We start from the raw sequence: 21,531 nt of genomic DNA, 5'->3' as shown, positions 1-21,531 counted from the left end.
TTTACAATAATTTATGGTCACTAAAATTGTGCGTTGATGCCAAATGTGATGGTCCGGGCAATCGGGTATCTGCCCAGGTCAATGTTATTCAGGATAGCACTTTGGTTAATTGCACCGATTTCCGGATCGTACCCTTTGTATTTCGTAAAGGTGTACAGGTTCTGCACACTGGAATATACTTTCAGGTTGCTGAATTTAAATTTCCTGATCCAGGCGGCGGGCACTTTATAACCAAGACTCATATTTTGAATCCTTAAAAAAGAACCGCTCTCTACATACCGGTCAGATACGACCAGATTTGGATTATCAATACCAATTTTTGGGGCAGGAATATTGGAGTCCGGGTTTTGAGGTGTCCAGAAATTGCTGTAAGCAGCATATTGGTTTTGATAAACGTTCGCCAGGTTGCCCATGGTGTTGTTCAGCAAATTCATGATCTTAGCTCCATAAGATCCATTTAAAAACACAGTGAAATCAAAAGCCTTGTAGCTGAACGTATTGGTAATCCCATAGGTAAATTTAGGATTCGGATTCCCGATCGCGGTGCGGTCTTTCTCGTTCACTACGCCATCACCGTTTACATCTTCATATTGCACATCACCCAGCCAGGTGCTGTTGCTGTTATTGGCAATCGTTCTGCCAAACTGAACCGGTGCAGCACGCAGCTGATCCTCTGTTTTAAAAATTCCTTTTACCCGGTAACCATAAAATTCACCTACTGATCGGCCTACAACCGTACGCGTAACAGGTGTTTGCAGGTAAGCATTGGTTACCGTACCAAATAATTCGGTAAGCCCGTTGCCCAATTCCTTCACTTCATTTTTATAATGGGATAAAACCACATTGGTATTCCATTTAAAATGATCATTATCAATATTGCGGGTATTGATGGTCAAATCAAAACCTACGTTATCAATTTTACCCAGATTGACGTAAGGCGGATTAATGCCACCCAGGTAATCAGGTCCGCCTACCAGGTATGCCGGTAGTGTCAGCTGAAACAAAAAATCTTTTGATGTTTTTTTATAAATATCTATACTGGTGTTGATCTTCCCGTTCAGAAAACTCATGTCCAAACCAGCATTATATTGAATAGAGGTTTGCCACTTTAAGGCCTTATTGTCAATTCGTCCGGCAAGAAAACCAGTACCCAAACCGGTCTGAGATGACCTCAATAAAGAACTGTACAGATAATTGGGAACATCCTGATTACCAACCTCTCCATATCCAAGACGAATTTTAACCCCGCTCACCACCTTATTGATTCCCTTCATAAAAGATTCATCAGACAATTTCCAGGAGGCAGCAAAAGAAGGGAAATAACCAGACTGTGATCCTTCTGCAAATTTAGAGGTCTTGTCTTTACGGATGGTTGAAGTCAGGCTATATTTTGAACCATAGGTATAAATGGCACGGGCATATACAGATTCCTGTCGCTGTGTTCCAATGTACTCATCATTGGTGGCTGTGATGGCCTGCCCTAAGTTTAATGATTGCACATCATTACTGAAAAATCCCTGCCTTCTTCCTTCTATACCTCTCCACGTGGATTCCTGAACTTCATAACCTAAAATTGCACTCAGGTTGTGTTTTCCGAATGTCTGGTTGTAATTCAGGTATTCTTTCCAGATCAGAAATGTACTTTGCTGATGGCGTTCCTGCAGTGAAGCTGTTGGGTTGGTAAAGCGGCCCCATGAATAACTTGGCGTAAACACATTATTGTCAGAGAAATTAAAGTCGCCACCCAGTTCCGATCTTAAAGACAGGGGTTTAAGTACCTTGATTTCATTATAGATATTTGTATTGATGTTGCTCCTGTTTAGTTTATTTTTAATTTGCTGCGCCTGGGCCACTGGATTTAATGCCGCAGCGGCAGCCAGGGGATCTGACAAAGGCGGCCCGGTATAGGAACCATCAAGATTGGTTACTGCGAGGTCAGGTCCCTGCAACAGGGCATTGTAAATGATTCCATTGTTGTCACTTGTGATTACGTTTTCGGCAGAACGGCTGGCCGTAAGTGTAATACCCAGCTTAAACCATTCTTTAACCTGGGCATCCACATTGGTACGCAGGCTGTAACGACGGAAATCAGACCCGATAACGGTACCATCCTGCCCGAGATATCCACCTGAAATATAATAGTTCAAGCCCTCTTTACCGCCAGAAACAGCGATCTGGTGACTTTGCTGAGCCGCAGTCCTGAAGATTTCTTTTTGCCAGTTGGTACCTTCTCCTAATATGGAAGGATCTGCAAATTCAACTCTTCTTCCCGTTCCATAGATGTCGCCCAGCGAGTTCTGCAATCTGGCATATTGCTTAAGGTCCATGACATCCATATACTTCGCTACGCGCTGGAAACCGTAATAGCCATCGTAATTAATAGCCGAGTTTCCTGTTTTTCCTCTTTTTGTAGTGATGATGATCACGCCATTAGAAGCCCTGTTCCCATAAATTGCAGTGGCTGAGGCATCCTTTAACACATCGATAGATTCAATGTCATTTGGGTTGATCAGCGACAAAGGACTAACGGTAGTTTGAGAATTGGCATTTGAAGAAGAGGCCTGTAAGGGTGATCTTCCACTTGTACTTTGGTTGCTGGCATCACCTGAAATGGGTACACCATCAATCACATATAAAGGTTCATTACTCCCGCTTAACGAAGTTATCCCGCGCACACGAACGGATGTATTACTGCCGGGTGCCCCTGAATTCTGGCTGATGGTTAGTCCTGAAGCCCTGCCCTGTAACATCTGGTCGATGCTCACCTGGGGTACATTTTCGATATCTGAAGCCTTGACAGAAGAAATTGATCCGTTAATGTCCGAACGTTTCTGAGTACCATAGCCAATTACCACCACATCGCTGAGTACTGTATTTTGGTTCTTCAAAACCACATTTAATGTGTTTCTTTTACCAGGGACAATTTCCTGGGTTTCCATGCCTACAAAAGAAAATACCAGAATCGATGTAGCGGATGGAACAGAGATTTTATACCTCCCGTTGATATCGGTTACTGCGGTCACTTTCGAATCCTTCACTTTAACCGCGACGCCGGGAAGTGTTACCCCCTTCTCATCGCTGACCGTTCCGGAAACCTCGATTTCCTGAATTTGTATCTGCGTTGATGGCAAATAGGTTCTTTTCTTGAGAATAATTGTTTTTTTAATAATCTTAAAATCCAGGTTTGTATTTTTTAAAACCATCACCATGGCCTGCTCAACAGGCATGTTGATTACATTTACATTGATTTTGGATTTCTCATCAATATCGGCACGCCTGAAAAGCAAATGGTAGCCACTCTGTTTTTCGATTTGCTTAAGAACAGAAAAAATGTCGGCATTGGTATGTTTAAGCGTTAAATTCTGACTAAAGCTACTTGCGCTCACCTGCATTAAAGTCAGAATAAAAAGAAGCACGGTTAGTCTCATTGTTAATAAAATCTGGTAAGAATCACGGCGCAATAGCAGCCTGATCCTATAAAATAAATTCATATCTTTATAGGGTTTGGGTTAAATTATAATGTCGTCTGAATGGGCTTGTAAGTAACCTTTACAATGACCGGATGTGCTGCAAACACAATCCGGTCTTTTTTAAAAACGGTTACGCCGGTTGATTATGCAGTGTTGTAGTAGTTGCTCATATTTGGTTATTTATATTGGTTAAATTATTGGTTAAGCAGTTTTTTCCATTATTCTATAATGGTGAGCACATGGTCGTTCAATTCGTATTTTAATCCTGTAAACTGGAGCATACTCAGCATTTCGGAAAGCGCTACATCTTTAGCTATGGTACCGGTGTAGGAAACTTTTGAAGGGGTTCCTTTAAATACCACCCGGATATCATACCATCGGGAAAGTTGCCGGGCAATTTCTTTGATCTCCATATCCTTAAAAATGAAAAGGTCGTTTCTCCAGGCCATTACCGCTTCGAGATCAGTATTGTCGCTGACTTTAATCGCGGATGACGGATTTACACTGGCTTGCTGACCAGGTTTCAACAGTTTTGAAAAGTTTCCTGAGGATAAATGAATACGACCTTCCAGCAGTGTTGTTTTCTGATCAGCTTCATCGTCGTAGGCCATCACGTTAAAATGTGTTCCGAGCACACTGATTTCGGTTCCGCCGGATCGCACTTTAAAAGGTTGCTTCGGATTCTTCACGACCTCAAAATATACCTCACCGGTCATTTGTACATTTCTTTCTGCACCAGTAAATGAAGTCGGGAACCTCAGACTAGACTTGGCATTTAGCCAGACTTTACTTCCATCCGGCAATATCACGCTGTATTTTCCGCCAACAGGTGTTGTGATGGTGTTGTATACCATTTCAGAAGGATTTTCTCCCTTCCTTTTCTTATAGCTCAGCTCTCCTTCAGCGGTTTTGACCACACTCATATCGTACTGATCAGCCACCTTGCCCAGGTTTGCATCAGTAAGTACCAATGAAGATCCGTCATCAAGGGTGAGTACGGCCTTATTTCCTCCCGGGAGGATGCTTGCAGATTGACTTGATTTAAAGCTTTTCTCCGGAGAAAATGAGGAGGAGTATTGCATCCAGAGCAAAGCCATGCTTAAGCATAAAAACAGTGATGCGGCAACTGCAAGAACTTTCCAGGAATAGCTTGACTTTTCAGGTATGAAGATTGGTTTTTGATGCGACTCTGCTTCGATGTTCCGGAGGATGCGTTCAAAGATTTTGGTTTCCATCAGCACACGCTCCTCATCTGTCAGACCTGAAATATGATCTGGCACGGCATCCATCAGATCAAACCAATGTTCAACCGTTGCGGCTTCACTGGCCGTACAGCTGCCTGAAAGATATTTTCTGATTAAGGACAAGGCTATTGATTTGCCCATATTGGTTTTCAATTATATTTGGTTGGTTAATGGTATAGTCGGTTGGACAGGCTTTTGCCCCCAAAAAAAAATAAAAAAATTTTAGTGCGGCTAAAACAGCAGCCAGGCGAAGGATGAAGCGATCAGAACTTCCTTAAAGTGCAACCTGAAAAGTTTCAGTGCATTGGTGATATGGTTTTCCACTGTTTTCTCAGAGATGCCTAATAATTCAGCGATTTCCTTATTTGATTTATGATGCTGCCTGCTCAATTCAAACACCCGCCGGCACTTTGCAGGTAATTTCGAGATCACCTGGTTGATTCCATCTTCTACCTCATGCAAAAACACCGTCTCTTCAGTAGTATTGGCTGTTTCCGTATAACTAAAAGAAAGCAATTCCAGGTAATTGTTCCGGGTTGCTTCCCTGGCCAGGTAATCAATCACCGAATAACGGATGGAAGTATGGAGATAAGCCTTTAAGGCACCCCTGATGTTTATTTTTTTGCGATTGATCCAGAACAGGGTAAAAAAATTCTGGATAATTTCTTCGGAAGCTTCTTTAGACCTCAGCCGCTTATTGGAAATCAGATACAAATCATACCAATACCGGACATAAATCTCCTTGAAAGCAACCATGTCGTTTTCCTTCAAAAGGATGACAAGTTCCTCATCGGTATGTTTATGCCCGTTGCTCATAGTGAGTAAAAGTATAAAAAAATAGTTTCATTCAGCATGCTGATTTTGTTTGCTGAAAAATATCAACAGCAATGTTTATCACCAGAAGAAATCGGGTTTAATATTGCGTTTAAATCCTGGTGTAAAAGCCAGTATTCAGGTAGATGAGGAGGTAGATTCCGGGAACCTACCCTTCACCTTTGCAAGATGAGAGGAACCTTTATCACAGCCTATCTAAAAACTTTTTCACTCCATAAATAAAAATTACACATGCTCTCCGAGAAACAAAATTGCAAGAAACTTTTTTTTGTTTCTCGATAAATTGTTTCTCCAACCCGAAACACTTTTCCTTGAAACTTTTTTTTGTTTCGGGAAAAAGGGTTTCAAATCATCTATCCAAAATGGTAAAGTCAGCCTCTGCTTACACTCTGTTCTTGAAAATTATCTAGTGAATTAAATTTTTGTCTTTTAAATTGGCGATGCAAATCAATAATCAATAAAATTTATAACATTAACTTAACTTTTCAGCCGAAATGACCAATATCTAAAAAATGGTTTTATGACTGGCTGGCCGATTACGATGCCTTGGCATACTACTTTAAACAAAGGATTCAAATTAATTGATAGGTTATTCGCTACACCCCTCCTTTTTTCAAAAGAGGGGAGCCTGCTGGGCGGGGTGGTTCATATCTAATTGCCTATTCTTTGTATCACTACAAGGAGATTGTTTTGCCAGCTGAAAAAGCCAGCTCGCAGTGACTTGTTCACGAATAAGTTTCAAGATAGCAATTGCCTGATCAATTCTGAAGTACTGCAAAATTTAAGAGAATCGTTCATTTGAATATTTGGAAAATGTTCCAAGATCGTGATGGATGAATAAGCTTTGCTATAACTACTGGCGTGATTTAGCAAACTACCGCTGATATCTGATAATTAAAAAGGTCAAAATAGCCACCCCTTTTCTGCATCAGCTGTTCATGAGTGCCCACTTCTGCTACTTGACCATTTTTCATGAAAATGATTTGATCTGCATTCATGATGGTACTCAGGCGGTGCGCAATGATTAAAACTGTTTTATCTTTAAAATTTCTCCAAAGGTTTTCCATCACACGGTATTCTGTTTTGGCATCCAGTGCACTAGTGGCTTCATCAAAAATCAATATCTCTGGTGTGTTGTACACAGCCCTGGCAATGAGTAACCTCTGGTATTGCCCTTTGCTCAAGTTAATTCCAGATTGTGACAGGTTGGTGTGGTAGCCATTTCCCAATGTATTGATGTAGCTGTCTATTTCGGCAATTTCACAGGCCCAGCGAACCCTATCCAGATGAACTGCGGATTGATCCAAACAGATATTATTGATAATACTATCAGAAAAGATCATCCCGTCCTGAAACACTGCCCCGCAGATTTTACGCCAATGATCGGGTGCCACTTCACTCAAATCCTGGCTTCCATAAAAAATTTCGCCCTGATCGACTTCCAGCAACCTGAGCAGAATTTTTGCAATGGTACTCTTTCCACTTCCGCTTTCCCCTACAATCGCGGTGACTTCACCAACTTTCAGGTCCAGGTCAAAGTTATGCAATACCGGTGTCATGGTCAGGATGTCGTAAGAGAAGCTGATATTCCGGAATGAAATGTATTGATCTGAGAGAGCTGTACTGTGCTTTAATTGCTGAATATGGTTGGTGCTGTTTGCGGGGATTTCCTTCTCTTTAGCAAAAATTGAGTTAATCCGCTTTCCGCTGATATGTGCATTGATATAGGCGTTGAAAAAGGTAGATAGGAACTCGATGGGTACACTGAGTTGCCCGACAATAAAAGCAATACTAAAAAATTGTCCCAGGCTGAGTTCATTCCTGGTGACCATAATTGCGCCAATCGCGGTAAAACAACAAAGGTTAAGAATCCCTAAGGCTTTAAAACCAAGGCTTTCAATGCTGTTTAACCTGAATGAGCGTAAGTTAATGGCATATTCTTTTTGCTGCTTCGCTTCCCAGGTATTCAGCCGTTGTTCTACACCCTGGTACAATTTGATTTCCTGCATGCCGATGATGAATTCGTAGAGGAAACTGGTCTGATCAACATCTACATCATAACGCTGGTAATTGATGAGCTTCTTCTTCTCATTAAAAACAGACATCCAGCCTGCACTAAGAAAACTGTAGGCTAACATCCAAAAGAACAAATAGTGGTTAATGGGAAACAAGATAATGGAATAGAAAATATACATACTAAAATTGAAGATCAGTTGAGGAAATACCTGGGTATTGAATTCTTCAATTTTATTATGATCATCCATTTTCTGTACCAGCTCGGATATTTTATGCTGTTCAAAAAACCTGGGTGTAATTACCGTCAGCCTTTTAAGAAATCTTCTCAGGTTGCGAATAAAAAGTTTGTTGGCTGATTTTTGGATAATAAACTGATGCAGCACTTCAGAAAACACTTTTGAAATGGAAGCCAGAAATAAAAAAGATACGATGCCAATAATGAGCATGTGGTCTTTTTTAACAATGCCCAAATCAATCAACCATTGATTGGTTCTAACTGTTCCGTAGCTGAGCAAGCCGGTGATGAAAAGGATAAATGTGGTGGCAATAATGGTATTTTTAAACTGGAGTACCTGTTTCCAAAGATAATTTTCATACCGTGAGGGCTTCTGATGTTTTTGATAGAGTTTCTCTTCATCAGCAATATCAAATGCAACTGCATAGCCAAATTCCTGTCCGGCAGGATACCATTTCTCCAGAAAATCTTGCTCATTGAGCCTGATTTTTCCATAAGCCGGATCAGCAATATGATAATAGCTTTTCCCTTTGGACATTGAGATGCGATAGAGTACCACATAATGGCGGGATGACCAATGCAGGATGCACGGCAAATCTACCATCTCCCTCAGGTTTTCAGCATCAATTTGTATTTCAGCAGTTTCCAGGCCAATCAGGTTGGCTGCTTTACGGATATGCAGGAAGGTCACTCCACCACGCTGTTCGCCACAGCTCTTACGAATGTATTCCAATGGAATATCTGCACCATAGTGTGATGCAATCATTTGAATGCAGGTATGTCCGCAGTCAGATGACTCTTCTTGGATGTGTGCTTTAAAACGCTTCAAGTTGATAGGTTCCTTTAGGGTTTAGTTTTAATGGGTTTTGTGAGAAGAGAGCATAACGAAGCTCATTGCCTTTGAAATCTTCAATCTGATCATTAGACACGTCCCACCACTGCCTGAAATCTGCTCTAGATATGATTGCTGTCAGGGACTGCTCGAAAATATTCCCGAATGACTGTTGGTGTAGCAGGCAGTTTTTCACTCCGCCATTCGCTTCAATCTCCACCCGTTTATAAAAGTAAGGATGATGATTGCTGGAAAGCAGAAAATACTTTCTGTTCACCAGGTATTTATCAACTGGGAAGGGCTTAGCATACACTGTCGAAGCGGCTTCCCTGAAAAAGGAAATATCTTCTGCATGGCCTGAAGGAATTTCTTTCTGATACCCCAGTACATTGATACTGTCGATCTTGGGGAATTGCTGGTAAAGTTCTTTTAATCTGGATAAAGTTAAATGCTCATCCGCTTCAAGGTAAACAGCTATTGAGCGGAGCGTGCTCGATGATAATCCCAGCAGCATTACAGATAAATCATCCAGGCTTTCAACACCCGCAGGCACCCTGATCTCAAGGTTTTTGCAAAGGCTTTCGTTCAGCTGCAGAATGAAATTTTGATAATCTTTTGTTGGGTTAAATTCCAAAACGCAGTAACTAATGTGCTCTGGTACGAAATACTCTGCAGGCATTTTAGGAAATGCATGCGGTTCGTTGGTATAAAAGGCCAGTTGATGTTCCCTGAGGTAATTAACATATTCATCAAAGGTCTCCCGGTCGTCTCCTTCCAATTCATCCCTGACGCTTGCAACCGGTCTTTCGGATAATTCCTCCAGCAGTTCGTTCAGGCTATTTGGAATAAAAGACAATGTGCCTTTTTTAAAATTGTAAATAACGCTTCTTTCGTTTCCCTTAACATTTCGGTTGTGGGAATAAAGGATCAGGTGGCTTCCGCTTTTAATCATGGCTTTGTTCTTCTATTAGGATGTTGGAATAAGGATTCACCGGAGTATATTGGATATACTCTCTTGAAAAATGCACCTCTGATTGGCTAAACCTGGTATGGGTGTACATTTCCCCAATGGAAGAAGTGTCCGTTAAAATCATGTAACGATAAAAGACTGGTAGTTTCTGAAGAAACTCCTCTTCGAATATCGTTACGTAAGAAACGCTTAAGTTTGGTATTGCTTCGCTCATTTGTCATTATTAATTAGCCATTCGGCGATGTGCTTTTCTACATTTAAATTATTTCGTTCTGATGGTGCTGAGTACTGTCCACCGGGATTCACTTCTAAGAAATAGTATTCCCCCGTATAAGACCTGAGCAGATCGATACTGCCCGTGTTCAAGCCCACACGTTTCATGAGCTCCCGGAGCTTATCCTCAATATTTGCAGGTAATTGATAGTTTACCCAGTGGAGAAAGTCTTCAGAATAATTCATTTTTATATCGGCTGGTCGGCTTTCGCTATCAAATACAGCAGCTGAAGAATAAAATTCACCATCCAGGTAAAAACTTCTGACCTCATAATGTGCGTCTACCTTTTGCTGGAAAAAGGAGTAACTGAAATTCAGTGGAAGCTGATCGATCATTTGCTGATCCATGGTGGTGGTATAGGTTGCAAAAGTTTGTGAACCAGCCCTGAAAAAACCGCTGAATTCAATGGGCTTGGTAATAACTGCACCATTGCGTTTGTGAAAGGCTTTCACTTCCTCCCGGCTGTTGGTAACAATAGTTTCCGGGGTTTTAAGACCGATTGAATGCGCACACGTCTGTACATTTATTTTGTTGATACTGCCAAGCCTGGGGTTCATTAGCCACTTCTTTTCACTCAACAGATCATATAAAGAATCCTGAAAGGAATCCTGTTCTCTATTAAGTTCATAAATTGACTGGGTGTAGGGCCACTGGTTATACCTTACGAAATCAGTCTTTTCAGAAAAGCGTCTGCACCAAACACTATTGATCTTTGGGAAATAATCGGTACCCATCACCATCAATTTTTTATTCAGGTAGTCGATTGAAAAATCCATATCCTGCCGATAAAGATCTTTGGTGGTGATTTTCAGAAAGTCAGCTTTGTAGTACAGGAGCCAGTCGATTACCGGATCTGTCCCCTGTTCAAAGCTTCCGTAAGAAAGTACTAGAATCATCTTTGAGATTTTAAACTGGTTAATTCTTTTTGAAATGGTCGCCTTTTGTGGTATCTGTTTTATCAGAAGATACTGCACCTTTCTTTTTTTTCTTTTTCTTGTCGTTATGACCGCCGTAGACGTTTTTGCAGGCTTCACTATCCATAATGAAGGCTGTGAGTTTTTCAAGTTTTTTCATAAGGTGTATTTTATTCGTAATCCCTCCAATAAGTATCTTGAGAAACGGTATCCACATCTTTCTTTTCAGAAGAGATGGTATCTCCGTCCCCGTGGTCCTTTTTTTCAGAATCGATCAAAAGACTGTCAAGTCCGCCTTTGATTTTTCCGCAGTTTTGTAATGAAAGGCGGAAGTCTTCCAATTTTTCGAGTTTTTTCATGTCATTTTTGCCAATCGGCATTTAGCGTTAAAGATTTATACTAATCAAGAGTGACCGGAATGTAGTCCGGCCCTCTTACAGAAAATTACCAGTCCTTAGTTCCATAAGGGCTGGTAGTAAACTGGTTTAATCGTAATGATCGTTGGAAGCTGTATCCTGACTTGTAGAATCCACATCTTTTTTCTTACTATCCACAGTTGATTCTACCGGAGCGGTAATTCCACCAACTACAGATTTTAACATCTCATTGTTATTGATGAGGTATTGGTTTAGTTTTTCAAATTTTGGTTGTTTCATTTTCTTGAAATTTTAGGTGATTAATCATTTTTTTGGAGAGTCCTGGCTGGTCGAATCGACATCTTTTTTGGAGGTGTCAGTGGTCGCTGTGACAGGTGCTTCAATCAGGCCTCCTTGGATCCTGGCTATAAGCCCATGGTTAAGGATTTTGAAACTGTTTAGCTTCTCCAGCCTTCTTTCAGGCTTAATCGTAGTGGTCATTCGATGCTGTATCCTGTTTTTCCGAATCAACGTCTTTTTTCTTGGTATCCACGCTTGATTCAGCAATGGCCGCAAGACCTCCAGTAAGTGAACTCAGCATTTGGCTGCTCCTCATAATGAATGGGGCAAGTTTTTCAAACTTTGACTTTTTCATGTTCTTTTCAGGTTTGAGATTGAACGTTTTTAATTTTACGTTTACAGTCCAGGATTATGAGTCGTAGTGGTCGTTTGAAGCTGTATCCTGTTTTTCAGAATCAACATCTTTTTTCTTTGAATCTGTGGAGGACTCGGCTGGCACCTGAAGTCCGCCTACAATAGAACGCAGAGCTGCGCCATTTTTGATTGAGAAAGCTGCCAGTTTCTCTAAATTTTGTTTTTTCATTTTTTGAAAATTTTGGTGAATAAATAATTAATTAACGCTTCTAAAAGATTAATTCCGTATCCGGGATTCATCATCATCGAAGTTTTTCTTGGTCCTGTTTTTATTATTGGATATCCATTTCTTATTGTTATCAAAGCTCCACACGATCCTGAGCCATCCCCTGCTGTAGTCATGCCGCTGATCCAAGAATATATATTGGTTACTAAGCGTTGTAGATACCCGCTCGCGCTGGGTATTGAAAATGTCGTTGATGCCAAACTGGAAAGCAAAAGCTTTGTATTTTTTCTGGAAAGATGCATTCAACCTGCCCATGGTCTGGTACCGGTCTATTCCCGTAGAAGAAGGCCCATTGAGCCAGCCACCAAGGCTGAATGTGAAACTTTTACTCAGGGTAAAATTATTGTACAGATTCAGGCTCCAGGATGAAATTTTATTGTCGATCCGGTACTGTGCATAATCTCCCTGGAAAATATTCCTGTTAAAGTTTACTGACCAACTCATATTCCACCATTTCGAAAAATCGCTCTGGCCGCTTAAATTGGCATATAGGTTACGCTCGCGGGCAAGATTTCCTTTGAATGCAATTACTGCCAGATCGGAGTCATTCCTCCTGGTCAAATCGGTGATGACATTGCTTCCGAAGCTGTAGCCCATGGTCAGATAAAAAGAATCCCAGAAACTCAGTTCAGTCTCTATATTATCAATGAAATAGGGACGCAGAAATGGATTACCTTCTGTATAACTATATGGATCAAAATAATACCTGAAAGGATTTAAATCCCTGAAATCAGGCCTAAGAATACGTTTGCTGTAATTTGCCGATAAGCCGATATTTTCAGAGATGGGCAAGCTCAAGTATGCAGTTGGGAAAAGCTTGAAGTAGGTGGAATCCAGCGCAACATTTTCCAGGGGGTCTGCCCCATCATAATGCGTAAGTTCTCCCCGGAGACCAAGTTTAAATTCCACTTTCTTCCATTTGAAGGCATAACTTAAGTACGCTGCAAAATTATCTTCGCCATACCGGAAGTCATTGGACTGATCAGCCATGTTATTAGAGATAAAGCCAAAGTTCGACCGGTTTTCTAATCTTGAATATTTAAGGCCTGCTTCCAGGTTCTGACCCTTTTTGGACTGATTGGAATAATCAGCGGAAAGCCCGATCAACCTTCCCTTGAAATTATTGGTGATGTCATTAAATTCCTCGTTTTGAGAGGGAGTCCCGTTTTGTAGAAAAAACTTGTTATTCACCAATGAGTGCCTTGGGTTATGGTTAGAAAAAAGGGAAGCGCTGAGCTCGAGCTTGTTTTTTTTCAAAGTATCAAGATCAGCGCTATAGGTACCCGTTAATCCATAGGTAAAGGATTTCGTTTTGGTATCGTTATTGGTCAGGGTATAGGCCGAGGCACCGGCATTAAGGTCTGCTCTCGAAATCACAGGTTCAATGTCCCGGTCATAACTTAACAAGTAATCAACATTCAGGTTACTGGATTTATTCAGATTAAAAGCCAGTGACTGGAAATAAGAAAGTGTTCTTCCTTTATGCCTTTCAAAATAATCAGCATCAAGTTTGGTATCGCTTGCCCCGATATTGTTATACACACGGTTTTCCTTTCCATCCGACAGGGAATTGGTAAAATTACCATTGAGGTAGCTTGTTGCTTCAAAGCCTAAGGTTTTATAGCCTAAGGTAGCAGCATTGCGATTTGAGGCATATTTTCCTTGTTCATATTGACTAGAAAGCTTACCGGAAAAACCGTTGAGTACATTTTTCTTTAGTTCGATGTTGATGATGGCAGCTGTCCCTTCGGCTGAATATTTCGCCGGCGGGGTAGTGAGTAGTTCTATTTTTTCAATCTGCTCAGGTTTCAGGCCCTTTAAAAAATCGATGATATTTACACTCGACATAATAGTTGGCCTGCCATTGATAAGGTATTTAACGCCAGATTTTCCATTCACAGAGATTTTCTCATCCAATGCATTCACACCAGGAAGCAGCCTAAAACTCTCAAAAGCATTCATACCGGCAGCATTAGGGTTTTTGTATGGTTCCAATACCCACCGGTCAATTTGCCTACTAAGCATTTTCTTCCTAGCCACCACAGATACTTCAGCAAGGTTCTTCGCTTCAGCCAAAAGTAGAACTGGTTTTAGTTGCATACCTTGCTTAAGTTGATTATTGTTGAGATCCAGTATTAGTTCTTCAAATCCGACGGCATGGATCCAAAGCTGGTATTGCAGGCTATCCTGAATGTTAATTCCTTTCAAACTGATTTCAAAGTCACCGCTATCCTCACTCAATGCAATCCGGTAAGTACTGTTGTGGCCACGGGAGGTCAACCCGATCTCTGCCCCGGCTATACCGGAGTAGGTTGGGGAGATTAACTTTCCTTTTATACTTTGCGCGAGGATGAGCCTTGGGCATAAGACAAGCATCATCCCCGCAAACAGCGTTAATAATGTAGCCTTAGTGATACCTAAACATTTTAGGCGTGAGCCTTGATGATTCAGGTTTGCCGAATTAGTGCTTAATAATATGTGCGCAGTTAGTATCCTCATGATCAGTTACACTAATTTATGGAACCTTATTCCTGAGCAGACTTTTATTATAGCAAGGGCGGCAACTATTATATCAACCCGGCGATTTTCGATATGAATTATAGATTTGTCTGTGTTTTTAGCTAAAAAAAACATATTATTGGATAACGCTAAAATCAAGTGATATGAAATTGACGAGTCTTGTGATTGACGATGAGCCTCACGCAGCTGAGGAATTGGAGTTATTGATAAACCGTACTCCTGGGATCGAAAATAAAAAGACGTTTAATGATGTCACATCAGCTATCGAATTTCTGGATGATTTCGGAAAAGTCGATATTATATTCTGCGATATCAGTATGCCAGAGATCAATGGTCTGGATGCAGGAAAAATCCTGGGTGGGAAATGTGAATTTCTAGTTTATGTGACCGCTTACCGGGAATATGCACTGGAGGCTTTTGGTGTTAACGCCGCAGGCTACCTGCTTAAACCCCTGAGCCATGCCATATTGATGGAAAAGATTGATGATTTAAGAAAAAAGATCAGCCATAAAGAACTACCCGAAATAGAGGATGGCTATATTCTGGCAAAGGGTTCCAATAAAAACAGTTTTGCTAAAATTGAGATCAGTCAGATTGTATATATCGAAGCTTTACTCAATTATGTGAAAATCCATACGACCAAAGAGTTTTTTATTACCTATGTGAGCTTGAAAGATGTGGAGGAAATACTCGGACAGAAGAGAGGATTCATCAGGATATCACGCTCGGTGATCATTTCCATGCGTTATCTGGAAAAAGTGGAAGGAAATGTATTGAAGCTTCACGATGCACCTGATTTTACTGTTGGGGAAACGTTCAGGAGCGACTTTTACGCCCTCCTGAAACGTCATTTGATTAACCCCGGTTAAATCCAGATATCTGTTACTGTTACACTTGTTAATGTATTTGTTGTCGGATCTGTTTCTTTAGATTTAACTTTGCTGTTGGAGCGGAAAAAGAATGCTGTTCTTTTTTTTAATTTGGTAATTTTCTGTGTATTCATAATTTTTTAAGATGAATACCAATTATATTTTTGATCGACGTTCGGTGCAGATTTATTATAGCAACAGACCCATTTATTATATGAAAATTGAAATGGAAGACAAAAAGATTATAAATACGCATCTCATCTGTTGGGGAGTATATATTTCTTATGAGATTATACTAGCTGCTTTAATGAAAGGCCAATTCAGTAGCGTTTATTATTATATTTTATTTTATGCATTAAACATCTCTTTGTTTTATACGCATGCAATTTTCGTAATGCCTAACTTCCTTCCAAACGTAATGCGGATATGGTATTTCGTTTTTTTGCTGTTTCTTGAGATTGGAATTTATTTCCTACTGACGATTCTTTTTAGTCATATCTTGAATCTCCTTCGCGGGCAACAGAGTCCGGATCAGCTGAGCTGGATATATTATGTAGGTTCTTTTTATAGGGCAACCCTATTTATTATTTTTGGCAGCGGATATTATTTCCTATTAACATTTCTCAAACGAAACAATGATGAAATGAGGAAGGCAGTGGAAATTGAGCGGCTGCAACTCAGGCTAGTTACTTTGGAGCGGGATTTTCTGCGTTCACAGATTAATCCGCATTTATTTTTCAACACCCTTAATTTTGTGAAGTACGCAGCGCGAAACGATGCGACACTTGCCGAGGAGGCCATTTTACGTTTATCTGAAATCATGAGCTTTGCTTTGGATAAAAATATGGATGCACATGGTTTACTTTTAGCAGAGACCAAGCAAGCTGAAAATATCATCCGGCTGAATCAGATGCGTTTTGCCGATAAGCTTAAAATTAATTTTAAAATTTCAGGTTTCGATCCACAAACCAGGACTTTACCATTGATTTTACTGACTTTGGTAGAAAATGTGTTTAAACACGGTGATTTGAGTGCAGAAAGCAATGAGGCTTTAATCGAAGTTGGTGTAAACCAAAACATAATCCATTACCGCACCAGAAACTTGAGTGCCACGCGTTCAGCTTTGATGGTGAGCACTAAAAAAGGTCTGGATAATATTTCCTCCAGATTACAGAGTATTTATCCCGGTGAACATACTTTTAGTGCTGAAACAATCGATCAAAAATGGTTTGAGGTATATGTCTCATTTCCTGTAGTTTCTTAAAGCAAAAGGCTTTGATTCCAGAGGTCAACTTCCATTAATTCAGTTCCGGCGCCAGGAGTGTAAATTAATTTTGAAAGACTATTGTTCTGCTCATTTACATCGTGGCGAATTTATAGTTAAACTATCAAGCCCTTTTTTATATTATCAATTAAATGCCTACATCTTTCAGGAAGAGAGTTATGAAGGTACTACGCTTAACTTTTCAGCCGAAATGACCAATATCTATAAAATGGTTTATGACTGGCTGGCCGATTGCGATGCCTTGGCATACTACTTTAAACAAAGGATTCAAATTAATTGATAGGTTATTCGCTACTCCCCTTCTTTTTTCAAAGGAGGGGTGCCCGCAGGGCGGGGTGGTTTTTAATTTACATATTCTACTTTTTAATCTCGCTCAGTGAAACTCAACTGATAAGTAAATCAACAAATAGCATTTAAGATAAAAGCTATTGGAAAACTTATTATCGTTACCTTACCTAAAATCCCAATCAGATATGAAAATTGCTGTTTTTAGTACCTGTTCCTATGATCAGGAATTTTTAGCGAAATTTAACACGGGGCATAAAATCTTTTTTTTGAACATTCGCTGAGCTTATTAAGTGTAATTATAACTAAAGATTTTGATGCGGTATGCTTATTTGTAAACGACAAGGCAGACTACTACGAAGTTTTAGAAAAACTAAAAGACAATGGTGTAAAACTGATCCTTTTACGCTGTGCCGGATTTAACAATATTGATCTTGAGGCTGCCGAAGAATTGGGTATTAAAATTTTAAGGGTCCCTGCGTATTCTCCTGAAGCAGTGGCAGAACATACCGTAGCCATGATGCTTACCTTAAACCGCAAAACCAATAAAGCCTATAACCGGATTAGGAATGGCAATTTCTCACTGGAATCTTTAATGGGTTTTAATTTAAACGGTTGTAAAGTTGCACTCATTGGCACCGGAAATATTGGAAAAGCCTTGTATAAAATACTGAAAGGCTTTGGCTGTAAAGTTACCGCATTTGATCCTTATCCGGATGAAACCTTAGTTTCAGAAGGATTGGTTTATGCGAATTTGAAAGACACCCTTTGTGATGCTGAAATTATTTCTCTGCATTGCCCATTATCAGATCAATCGTTTCACATGATTAATGAGCAGACTTTAAAATTTTTCAAAAAAGGTGCCATGCTGATCAACACCAGCAGACGTGGACTTATAAATACTGCTGATGTAATTCAGGCATTAAAATCTGGTCAGCTTGGTTATTTAGGGCTTGAGGTATATGAACAGGAATCAGCCTTGTTTTTTCATGACCTATCTAACGAAGTTATTCAAGATGATCAGATCACTCGCCTGATGTCGTTTCCAAATGTTTTGGTCACTTCCCATCATGGATTTTTTACGCGTGAGGCCATGCAGCAAATTGCAGAGATTACTTTTGCTAACGCCGATGCTTTCACTACAAGCGCTGTAATGCCGAATGAAATTAAGCCATAACGGAATAAGAACAAATTGAAATTAAATCGCCTTACATTTTTCTGCCAGCCATGAGGCTTCCTCGTCAGTTAATTCCTGCTTCAACCGGTCATAAACCAGTTGATTATATGCATTGAGCCATTTAATTTGTTCGGGAAGTAACCATTCTTTCTGGATCATCGAAGTATCAATATAAGCCAGTGTTACCGTTTCAAACTGAAGAAATTCACCAAAAAAAGTGGTTTCACCAGTAACGGTGAGCACAAGGTTTTCAATCCGCACCCCATGTTTGCCCGGCCGGTAAATTCCGGGTTCTATGGAAGTAAGCATACCCGGATCTATTGCTACCGCAGCATTTGACGGGCCAATATTTTGCGGCCCTTCATGAACATTCAGGTAATAACCCACGCCATGACCTGTGCCATGGCCATAATTAATGCCTTGCTGCCACAACTGCTGGCGGCAAATTCCATCAAGCTGATATCCACGGGTACCTTTAGGAAATTTAGCCGCAGTACCAAAAATCAGTGCAGAAAGTACCAGCGTGTAATCCCTTTTCTCCTCATCGGTTGTTTCGCCTAAGGGAACTGTTCTGGTAATGTCAGTTGTGCCGTAGAAATAATGCCCGCCGGAATCTAACAGGAAAAGTCCCTGAGGAAGCAATTCAAGATGGTTAATTTCATCAGGAGCGTAATGTGGCAATGCGGCATGTGGTCCGTAACCTGCAATGGAAGCGAAGCTGATGCCTGCAAAATTTTTACCCCGCTCACGAAATGCTTTAATTTTCTGCGATGCAGACCATTCCGTTATCCTGATCTTGCCAAGGTTTTCTTCCAGCCATTTAAAAAAACGGGTAAGTGCCACACCATCACTCACCATCGCCGCCCGTATATGCGCTATTTCAACCGCATTTTTAATAGCCTTAAACCCGACCACCGGATTGGTTTCCCTGACTACCTGTACTGTTGAGGATAACTGCTTTAAAAACTGATAGGAAGTTCTTTTACCATCCAGCAAAATCCTACCATTTTCCAGCTGCTGAATATCAGCGTTGATTTCGTGATATTCCTTCAGCTTCACGCCTCTTTCTGCTAATAAATTCGCATCAGCAGGAGATAATTTTTGATGATTAAGATATAATGTCACTTCGTTTATGGTAATTAACGCATAACAAAGTACCACCGGATTATAACTGACATCATTTCCCCTGATGTTAAAAAGCCAGGCGAGATCATCCAAACTGGAGATCACATGAACATTCGCCTGATGTTCTGTCAAGGCAACCCGAAGTGCAGAAAGTTTGCTGTTGAAGGTTTGCCCGCAATCTTTTTCAGGCAATAAAACAGCAGGAGCTGTTGGCAATGCTGGCCGGCTCTGCCAAATTTCAGCCATTAAATCTAAATGCCTGATATTAATGTGATGAGTAGCCAGGGCAGTTTTAATTTCTTCACCTAAAACCATCGACATCAGTTGATAATCAAATGCCACAACAGATTCTTCAGCCAGTTTTTCACCTAACCAGGCGATATACTCCGGCGTATGCTGAACCTTTAACCTGACCAGCTCATATCCGCTTCCTGCTAATTGCTGTGTCGCTTGTTCGAAATAACGGAAATCTGCCCAAAGCCCGGCAAAATCAGGCGTAATTACCAATGTTCCGGCAGAACCGCTAAAACCTGAAGCAAACTGAATGCACTTATAGCGATCGGGAACGTATTCACTCATGTGCGGATCAGAAGAAGGAATGATATAGGCATCTACGCCCGCTTCCTTCATTTTTTCCCGGAAGGCATTTAATTTTTCCTGATGGGTCATATCCATTAATAAGCGTTGTTTCTGATTTCTTCTACTTCGCTGATTTCGATCGCTAAAGGTTTACCCAATAACCGGAGGCCTTCGGTGGTCATGGCATAATTATTCTCCAAACGGATACCACTAAAATCTTTAAACTTTTCTACTTCGGCATAATTGATAAAGGATTCAAATCTCCGGTCAGCTTTCCATAAATCGATCAATTCGGGAATCATGTAAATTCCGGGCTCGATAGTAAATACATAACCGGGCTCCAAAGCACGTCCTAACCTTAAAGATTTAAGTCCAAACAGTTCTTTTTCTTTCTTTAAAGTATCGTCATAGCCCACATATTCTTCACCCAGATCTTCCATATCATGAACATCCAGTCCCATCATATGGCCCGTACCACACTGAAAAAACAGGGCGTGGGCACCGGCAGCAACCGCTTCGTCCATATCACCTTTCATTAATCCCATTGCTTTCATGCCTTCAGCCAAACTTTTACAAGCCGCGTAATGCACATCAATATATTTTGTATGTGGTTTTGATTCTGCTTCAGCACTTTGAAGTGCAGCCTGAACAATAGCATACACCTCACGTTGCCTGTTATCGAATTTTTTACCTACCGGAAAGGTCCTGGTTAAATCGCCACAATAACCCATTGCTGTTTCCATTCCTGAATCATTCAACACCAGCTGTCCATCCTGCATTACATTTCCGTGAAAATGATTGTGCAGAATTTCGCCATGAACGGTTAAAATAATCGGATAGGCAATATTGCCACCGGTTCGCAGTGCTTCGCCATGAATCAATGCGGTAATCTCTTCTTCTTTCAGGCCAGGCCTGGTTTTTTGCATGGCCAGCAAGTGCATATCAATGCTATGGTTAACCGCTTGCTCTATTTCGGTAATTTCTACAGCTGATTTGATGGACCGTTGTGCCGCAACAGCTTGAATAAATGGTAATGATGCCGATGGCTTTAACTGATTCACATTGAGGCTTAATAAATCAGCCAGCTTAATTTTATTTTCTGCCCGGTAAGGTGATAAATAGTGAATTGTTCTTTTTAAGGAAACTGCCTTGCGGATATGATCAGACAGTTCAGCCGATGGAAGTACTTTGGAGATCCCCGCAAGATTTGCTTTTTCCTGAATAGTCTCCTGTCTGCCCATCCATACGATATCATCAATGCCCATTTCATTTCCGAAAATCATTTCCTGGTTTTCGTCTATATCAATCATGGCCACCAAGCCCGGGTGCGCAATTCCGAAATAGTATAAAAATGTGCTGTCTTGCCTAAAGCTATAGGCATTATCAGCATAGTTCATCGGACTTTCTTCATTTCCAAAAAAAAGAAGTAAGCCAGATTTTAATCTTTGAGCCAATGCGGCTCTTCTTTCTACATAAACACTTGTTTGGAACATTTGCTTTATTTTCTGGTGGATCAAAAATTTAATCAAAAATAGCAAAAGCAATAAATAATGCTTGCTCATTTACGTCACAATCTTAAACAGGATAAGATCATGCACTATAGGGT

The 21,531-nt window shown here is 40.6% G+C and carries 20 protein-coding genes; 4 read left to right on the top strand and 16 right to left on the bottom strand.

Features of this window, described 5'->3' with window-relative positions; genetic code table 11:
• Positions 1-20: 20 nt before the first annotated feature.
• From CBW18_RS20280 to CBW18_RS20245, 13 genes are all read right to left on the bottom strand, one after another.
• Positions 21-3,491: a TonB-dependent receptor gene (locus tag CBW18_RS20280; RefSeq protein ID WP_088303193.1), complete on the bottom strand. Its 3,471-nt coding sequence runs from the start codon at positions 3,489-3,491 to the stop codon at positions 21-23.
• 197 nt (positions 3,492-3,688) lie between these two features.
• Positions 3,689-4,855: a FecR family protein gene (locus CBW18_RS20275; RefSeq protein WP_088303192.1), complete on the bottom strand. Its 1,167-nt coding sequence runs from the start codon at positions 4,853-4,855 to the stop codon at positions 3,689-3,691.
• 90 nt (positions 4,856-4,945) lie between these two features.
• Positions 4,946-5,530 (bottom strand): RNA polymerase sigma-70 factor, encoded by a 585-nt coding sequence (locus CBW18_RS20270; protein ID WP_088303191.1) that lies wholly within the window; start codon positions 5,528-5,530, stop codon positions 4,946-4,948.
• Positions 5,531-6,414: 884 nt separating this feature from the next.
• Complete coding sequence (locus CBW18_RS20265; RefSeq protein ID WP_088303190.1) at positions 6,415-8,628, bottom strand: peptidase domain-containing ABC transporter; 2,214 nt, start codon at positions 8,626-8,628, stop codon at positions 6,415-6,417.
• Entirely contained in the window at positions 8,615-9,583 is a 969-nt protein-coding gene (locus tag CBW18_RS20260; protein ID WP_088303189.1) for an SPASM domain-containing protein, read from the bottom strand. Before CBW18_RS20260 ends, CBW18_RS20265 begins: the two co-directional genes overlap by 14 nt.
• Positions 9,576-9,815: a hypothetical protein gene (locus CBW18_RS21300; protein ID WP_140418727.1), complete on the bottom strand. Its 240-nt coding sequence runs from the start codon at positions 9,813-9,815 to the stop codon at positions 9,576-9,578. Before CBW18_RS21300 ends, CBW18_RS20260 begins: the two co-directional genes overlap by 8 nt.
• On the bottom strand, positions 9,812-10,771 hold the full coding sequence (locus CBW18_RS20255) for a hypothetical protein (protein ID WP_088303188.1): 960 nt from the start codon (positions 10,769-10,771) through the stop codon (positions 9,812-9,814). The genes CBW18_RS21300 and CBW18_RS20255 overlap by 4 nt, the downstream gene beginning before the upstream one ends.
• Before the next feature lie 19 nt (positions 10,772-10,790).
• A complete protein-coding gene (locus CBW18_RS21510; protein WP_172406590.1) occupies positions 10,791-10,949 on the bottom strand; it encodes a hypothetical protein in 159 nt (52 codons plus the stop codon).
• Positions 10,950-10,959: 10 nt separating this feature from the next.
• Positions 10,960-11,148 (bottom strand): hypothetical protein, encoded by a 189-nt coding sequence (locus CBW18_RS20250; protein ID WP_140418726.1) that lies wholly within the window; start codon positions 11,146-11,148, stop codon positions 10,960-10,962.
• 126 nt (positions 11,149-11,274) lie between these two features.
• Positions 11,275-11,445, bottom strand: coding sequence for a hypothetical protein (locus CBW18_RS21505; protein WP_167354784.1), 171 nt, complete (start codon positions 11,443-11,445; stop codon positions 11,275-11,277).
• Between the two features lie 184 nt (positions 11,446-11,629).
• Positions 11,630-11,800 carry a hypothetical protein gene (locus CBW18_RS21500; RefSeq protein WP_167354783.1) on the bottom strand — a complete coding sequence of 57 codons (171 nt, stop codon included), beginning with the start codon at positions 11,798-11,800 and terminating at the stop codon, positions 11,630-11,632.
• Between the two features lie 54 nt (positions 11,801-11,854).
• Complete coding sequence (locus CBW18_RS21495) at positions 11,855-12,028, bottom strand: hypothetical protein (RefSeq protein ID WP_167354782.1); 174 nt, start codon at positions 12,026-12,028, stop codon at positions 11,855-11,857.
• 48 nt (positions 12,029-12,076) lie between these two features.
• Entirely contained in the window at positions 12,077-14,464 is a 2,388-nt protein-coding gene (locus tag CBW18_RS20245) for an outer membrane beta-barrel protein (protein WP_172406589.1), read from the bottom strand.
• A gap of 284 nt (positions 14,465-14,748) precedes the next feature.
• Here CBW18_RS20245 and CBW18_RS20240 point away from each other — a divergent pair, with 284 nt between their 5' ends.
• The gene (locus CBW18_RS20240; RefSeq protein ID WP_088303185.1) at positions 14,749-15,474 is read left to right on the top strand and encodes a LytTR family DNA-binding domain-containing protein; all 726 of its coding nucleotides are present in this window, start codon (positions 14,749-14,751) and stop codon (positions 15,472-15,474) included.
• Here the strand turns inward: CBW18_RS20240 and CBW18_RS21490 are convergent.
• A complete protein-coding gene (locus CBW18_RS21490; RefSeq protein WP_172406588.1) occupies positions 15,471-15,608 on the bottom strand; it encodes a hypothetical protein in 138 nt (45 codons plus the stop codon). The two genes, CBW18_RS20240 and CBW18_RS21490, sit on opposite strands and share 4 nt — an antisense overlap.
• Before the next feature lie 11 nt (positions 15,609-15,619).
• On the opposite strand from CBW18_RS21490, the gene CBW18_RS20235 reads away from it, so the two are divergent.
• From CBW18_RS20235 to CBW18_RS20225, 3 genes are all read left to right on the top strand, one after another.
• Positions 15,620-16,738, top strand: a complete 1,119-nt coding sequence (locus tag CBW18_RS20235) for a sensor histidine kinase (protein WP_088303184.1) — start codon at positions 15,620-15,622, stop codon at positions 16,736-16,738.
• Positions 16,739-16,808: 70 nt separating this feature from the next.
• Positions 16,809-17,039: a hypothetical protein gene (locus tag CBW18_RS20230; RefSeq protein ID WP_088303183.1), complete on the top strand. Its 231-nt coding sequence runs from the start codon at positions 16,809-16,811 to the stop codon at positions 17,037-17,039.
• 285 nt (positions 17,040-17,324) lie between these two features.
• The gene (locus tag CBW18_RS20225) at positions 17,325-18,221 is read left to right on the top strand and encodes a 2-hydroxyacid dehydrogenase (RefSeq protein ID WP_371567010.1); all 897 of its coding nucleotides are present in this window, start codon (positions 17,325-17,327) and stop codon (positions 18,219-18,221) included.
• 21 nt (positions 18,222-18,242) lie between these two features.
• On the opposite strand, the gene CBW18_RS20220 is transcribed toward CBW18_RS20225, so the two are convergent.
• Entirely contained in the window at positions 18,243-20,021 is a 1,779-nt protein-coding gene (locus CBW18_RS20220; protein WP_371567005.1) for an aminopeptidase P family protein, read from the bottom strand.
• The gene (locus tag CBW18_RS20215) at positions 20,021-21,418 is read right to left on the bottom strand and encodes an aminopeptidase P family protein (protein ID WP_088303226.1); all 1,398 of its coding nucleotides are present in this window, start codon (positions 21,416-21,418) and stop codon (positions 20,021-20,023) included. Before CBW18_RS20215 ends, CBW18_RS20220 begins: the two co-directional genes overlap by 1 nt.
• Positions 21,419-21,531 lie beyond the last annotated feature (113 nt).

It is taken from the genome of Pedobacter sp. AJM, from assembly GCF_002197755.1.
Lineage (GTDB): Bacteria > Bacteroidota > Bacteroidia > Sphingobacteriales > Sphingobacteriaceae > Pedobacter.
Note: the sequence above shows the minus strand (reverse complement) of the source record. Positions and strands in the feature narration are given on the sequence as shown.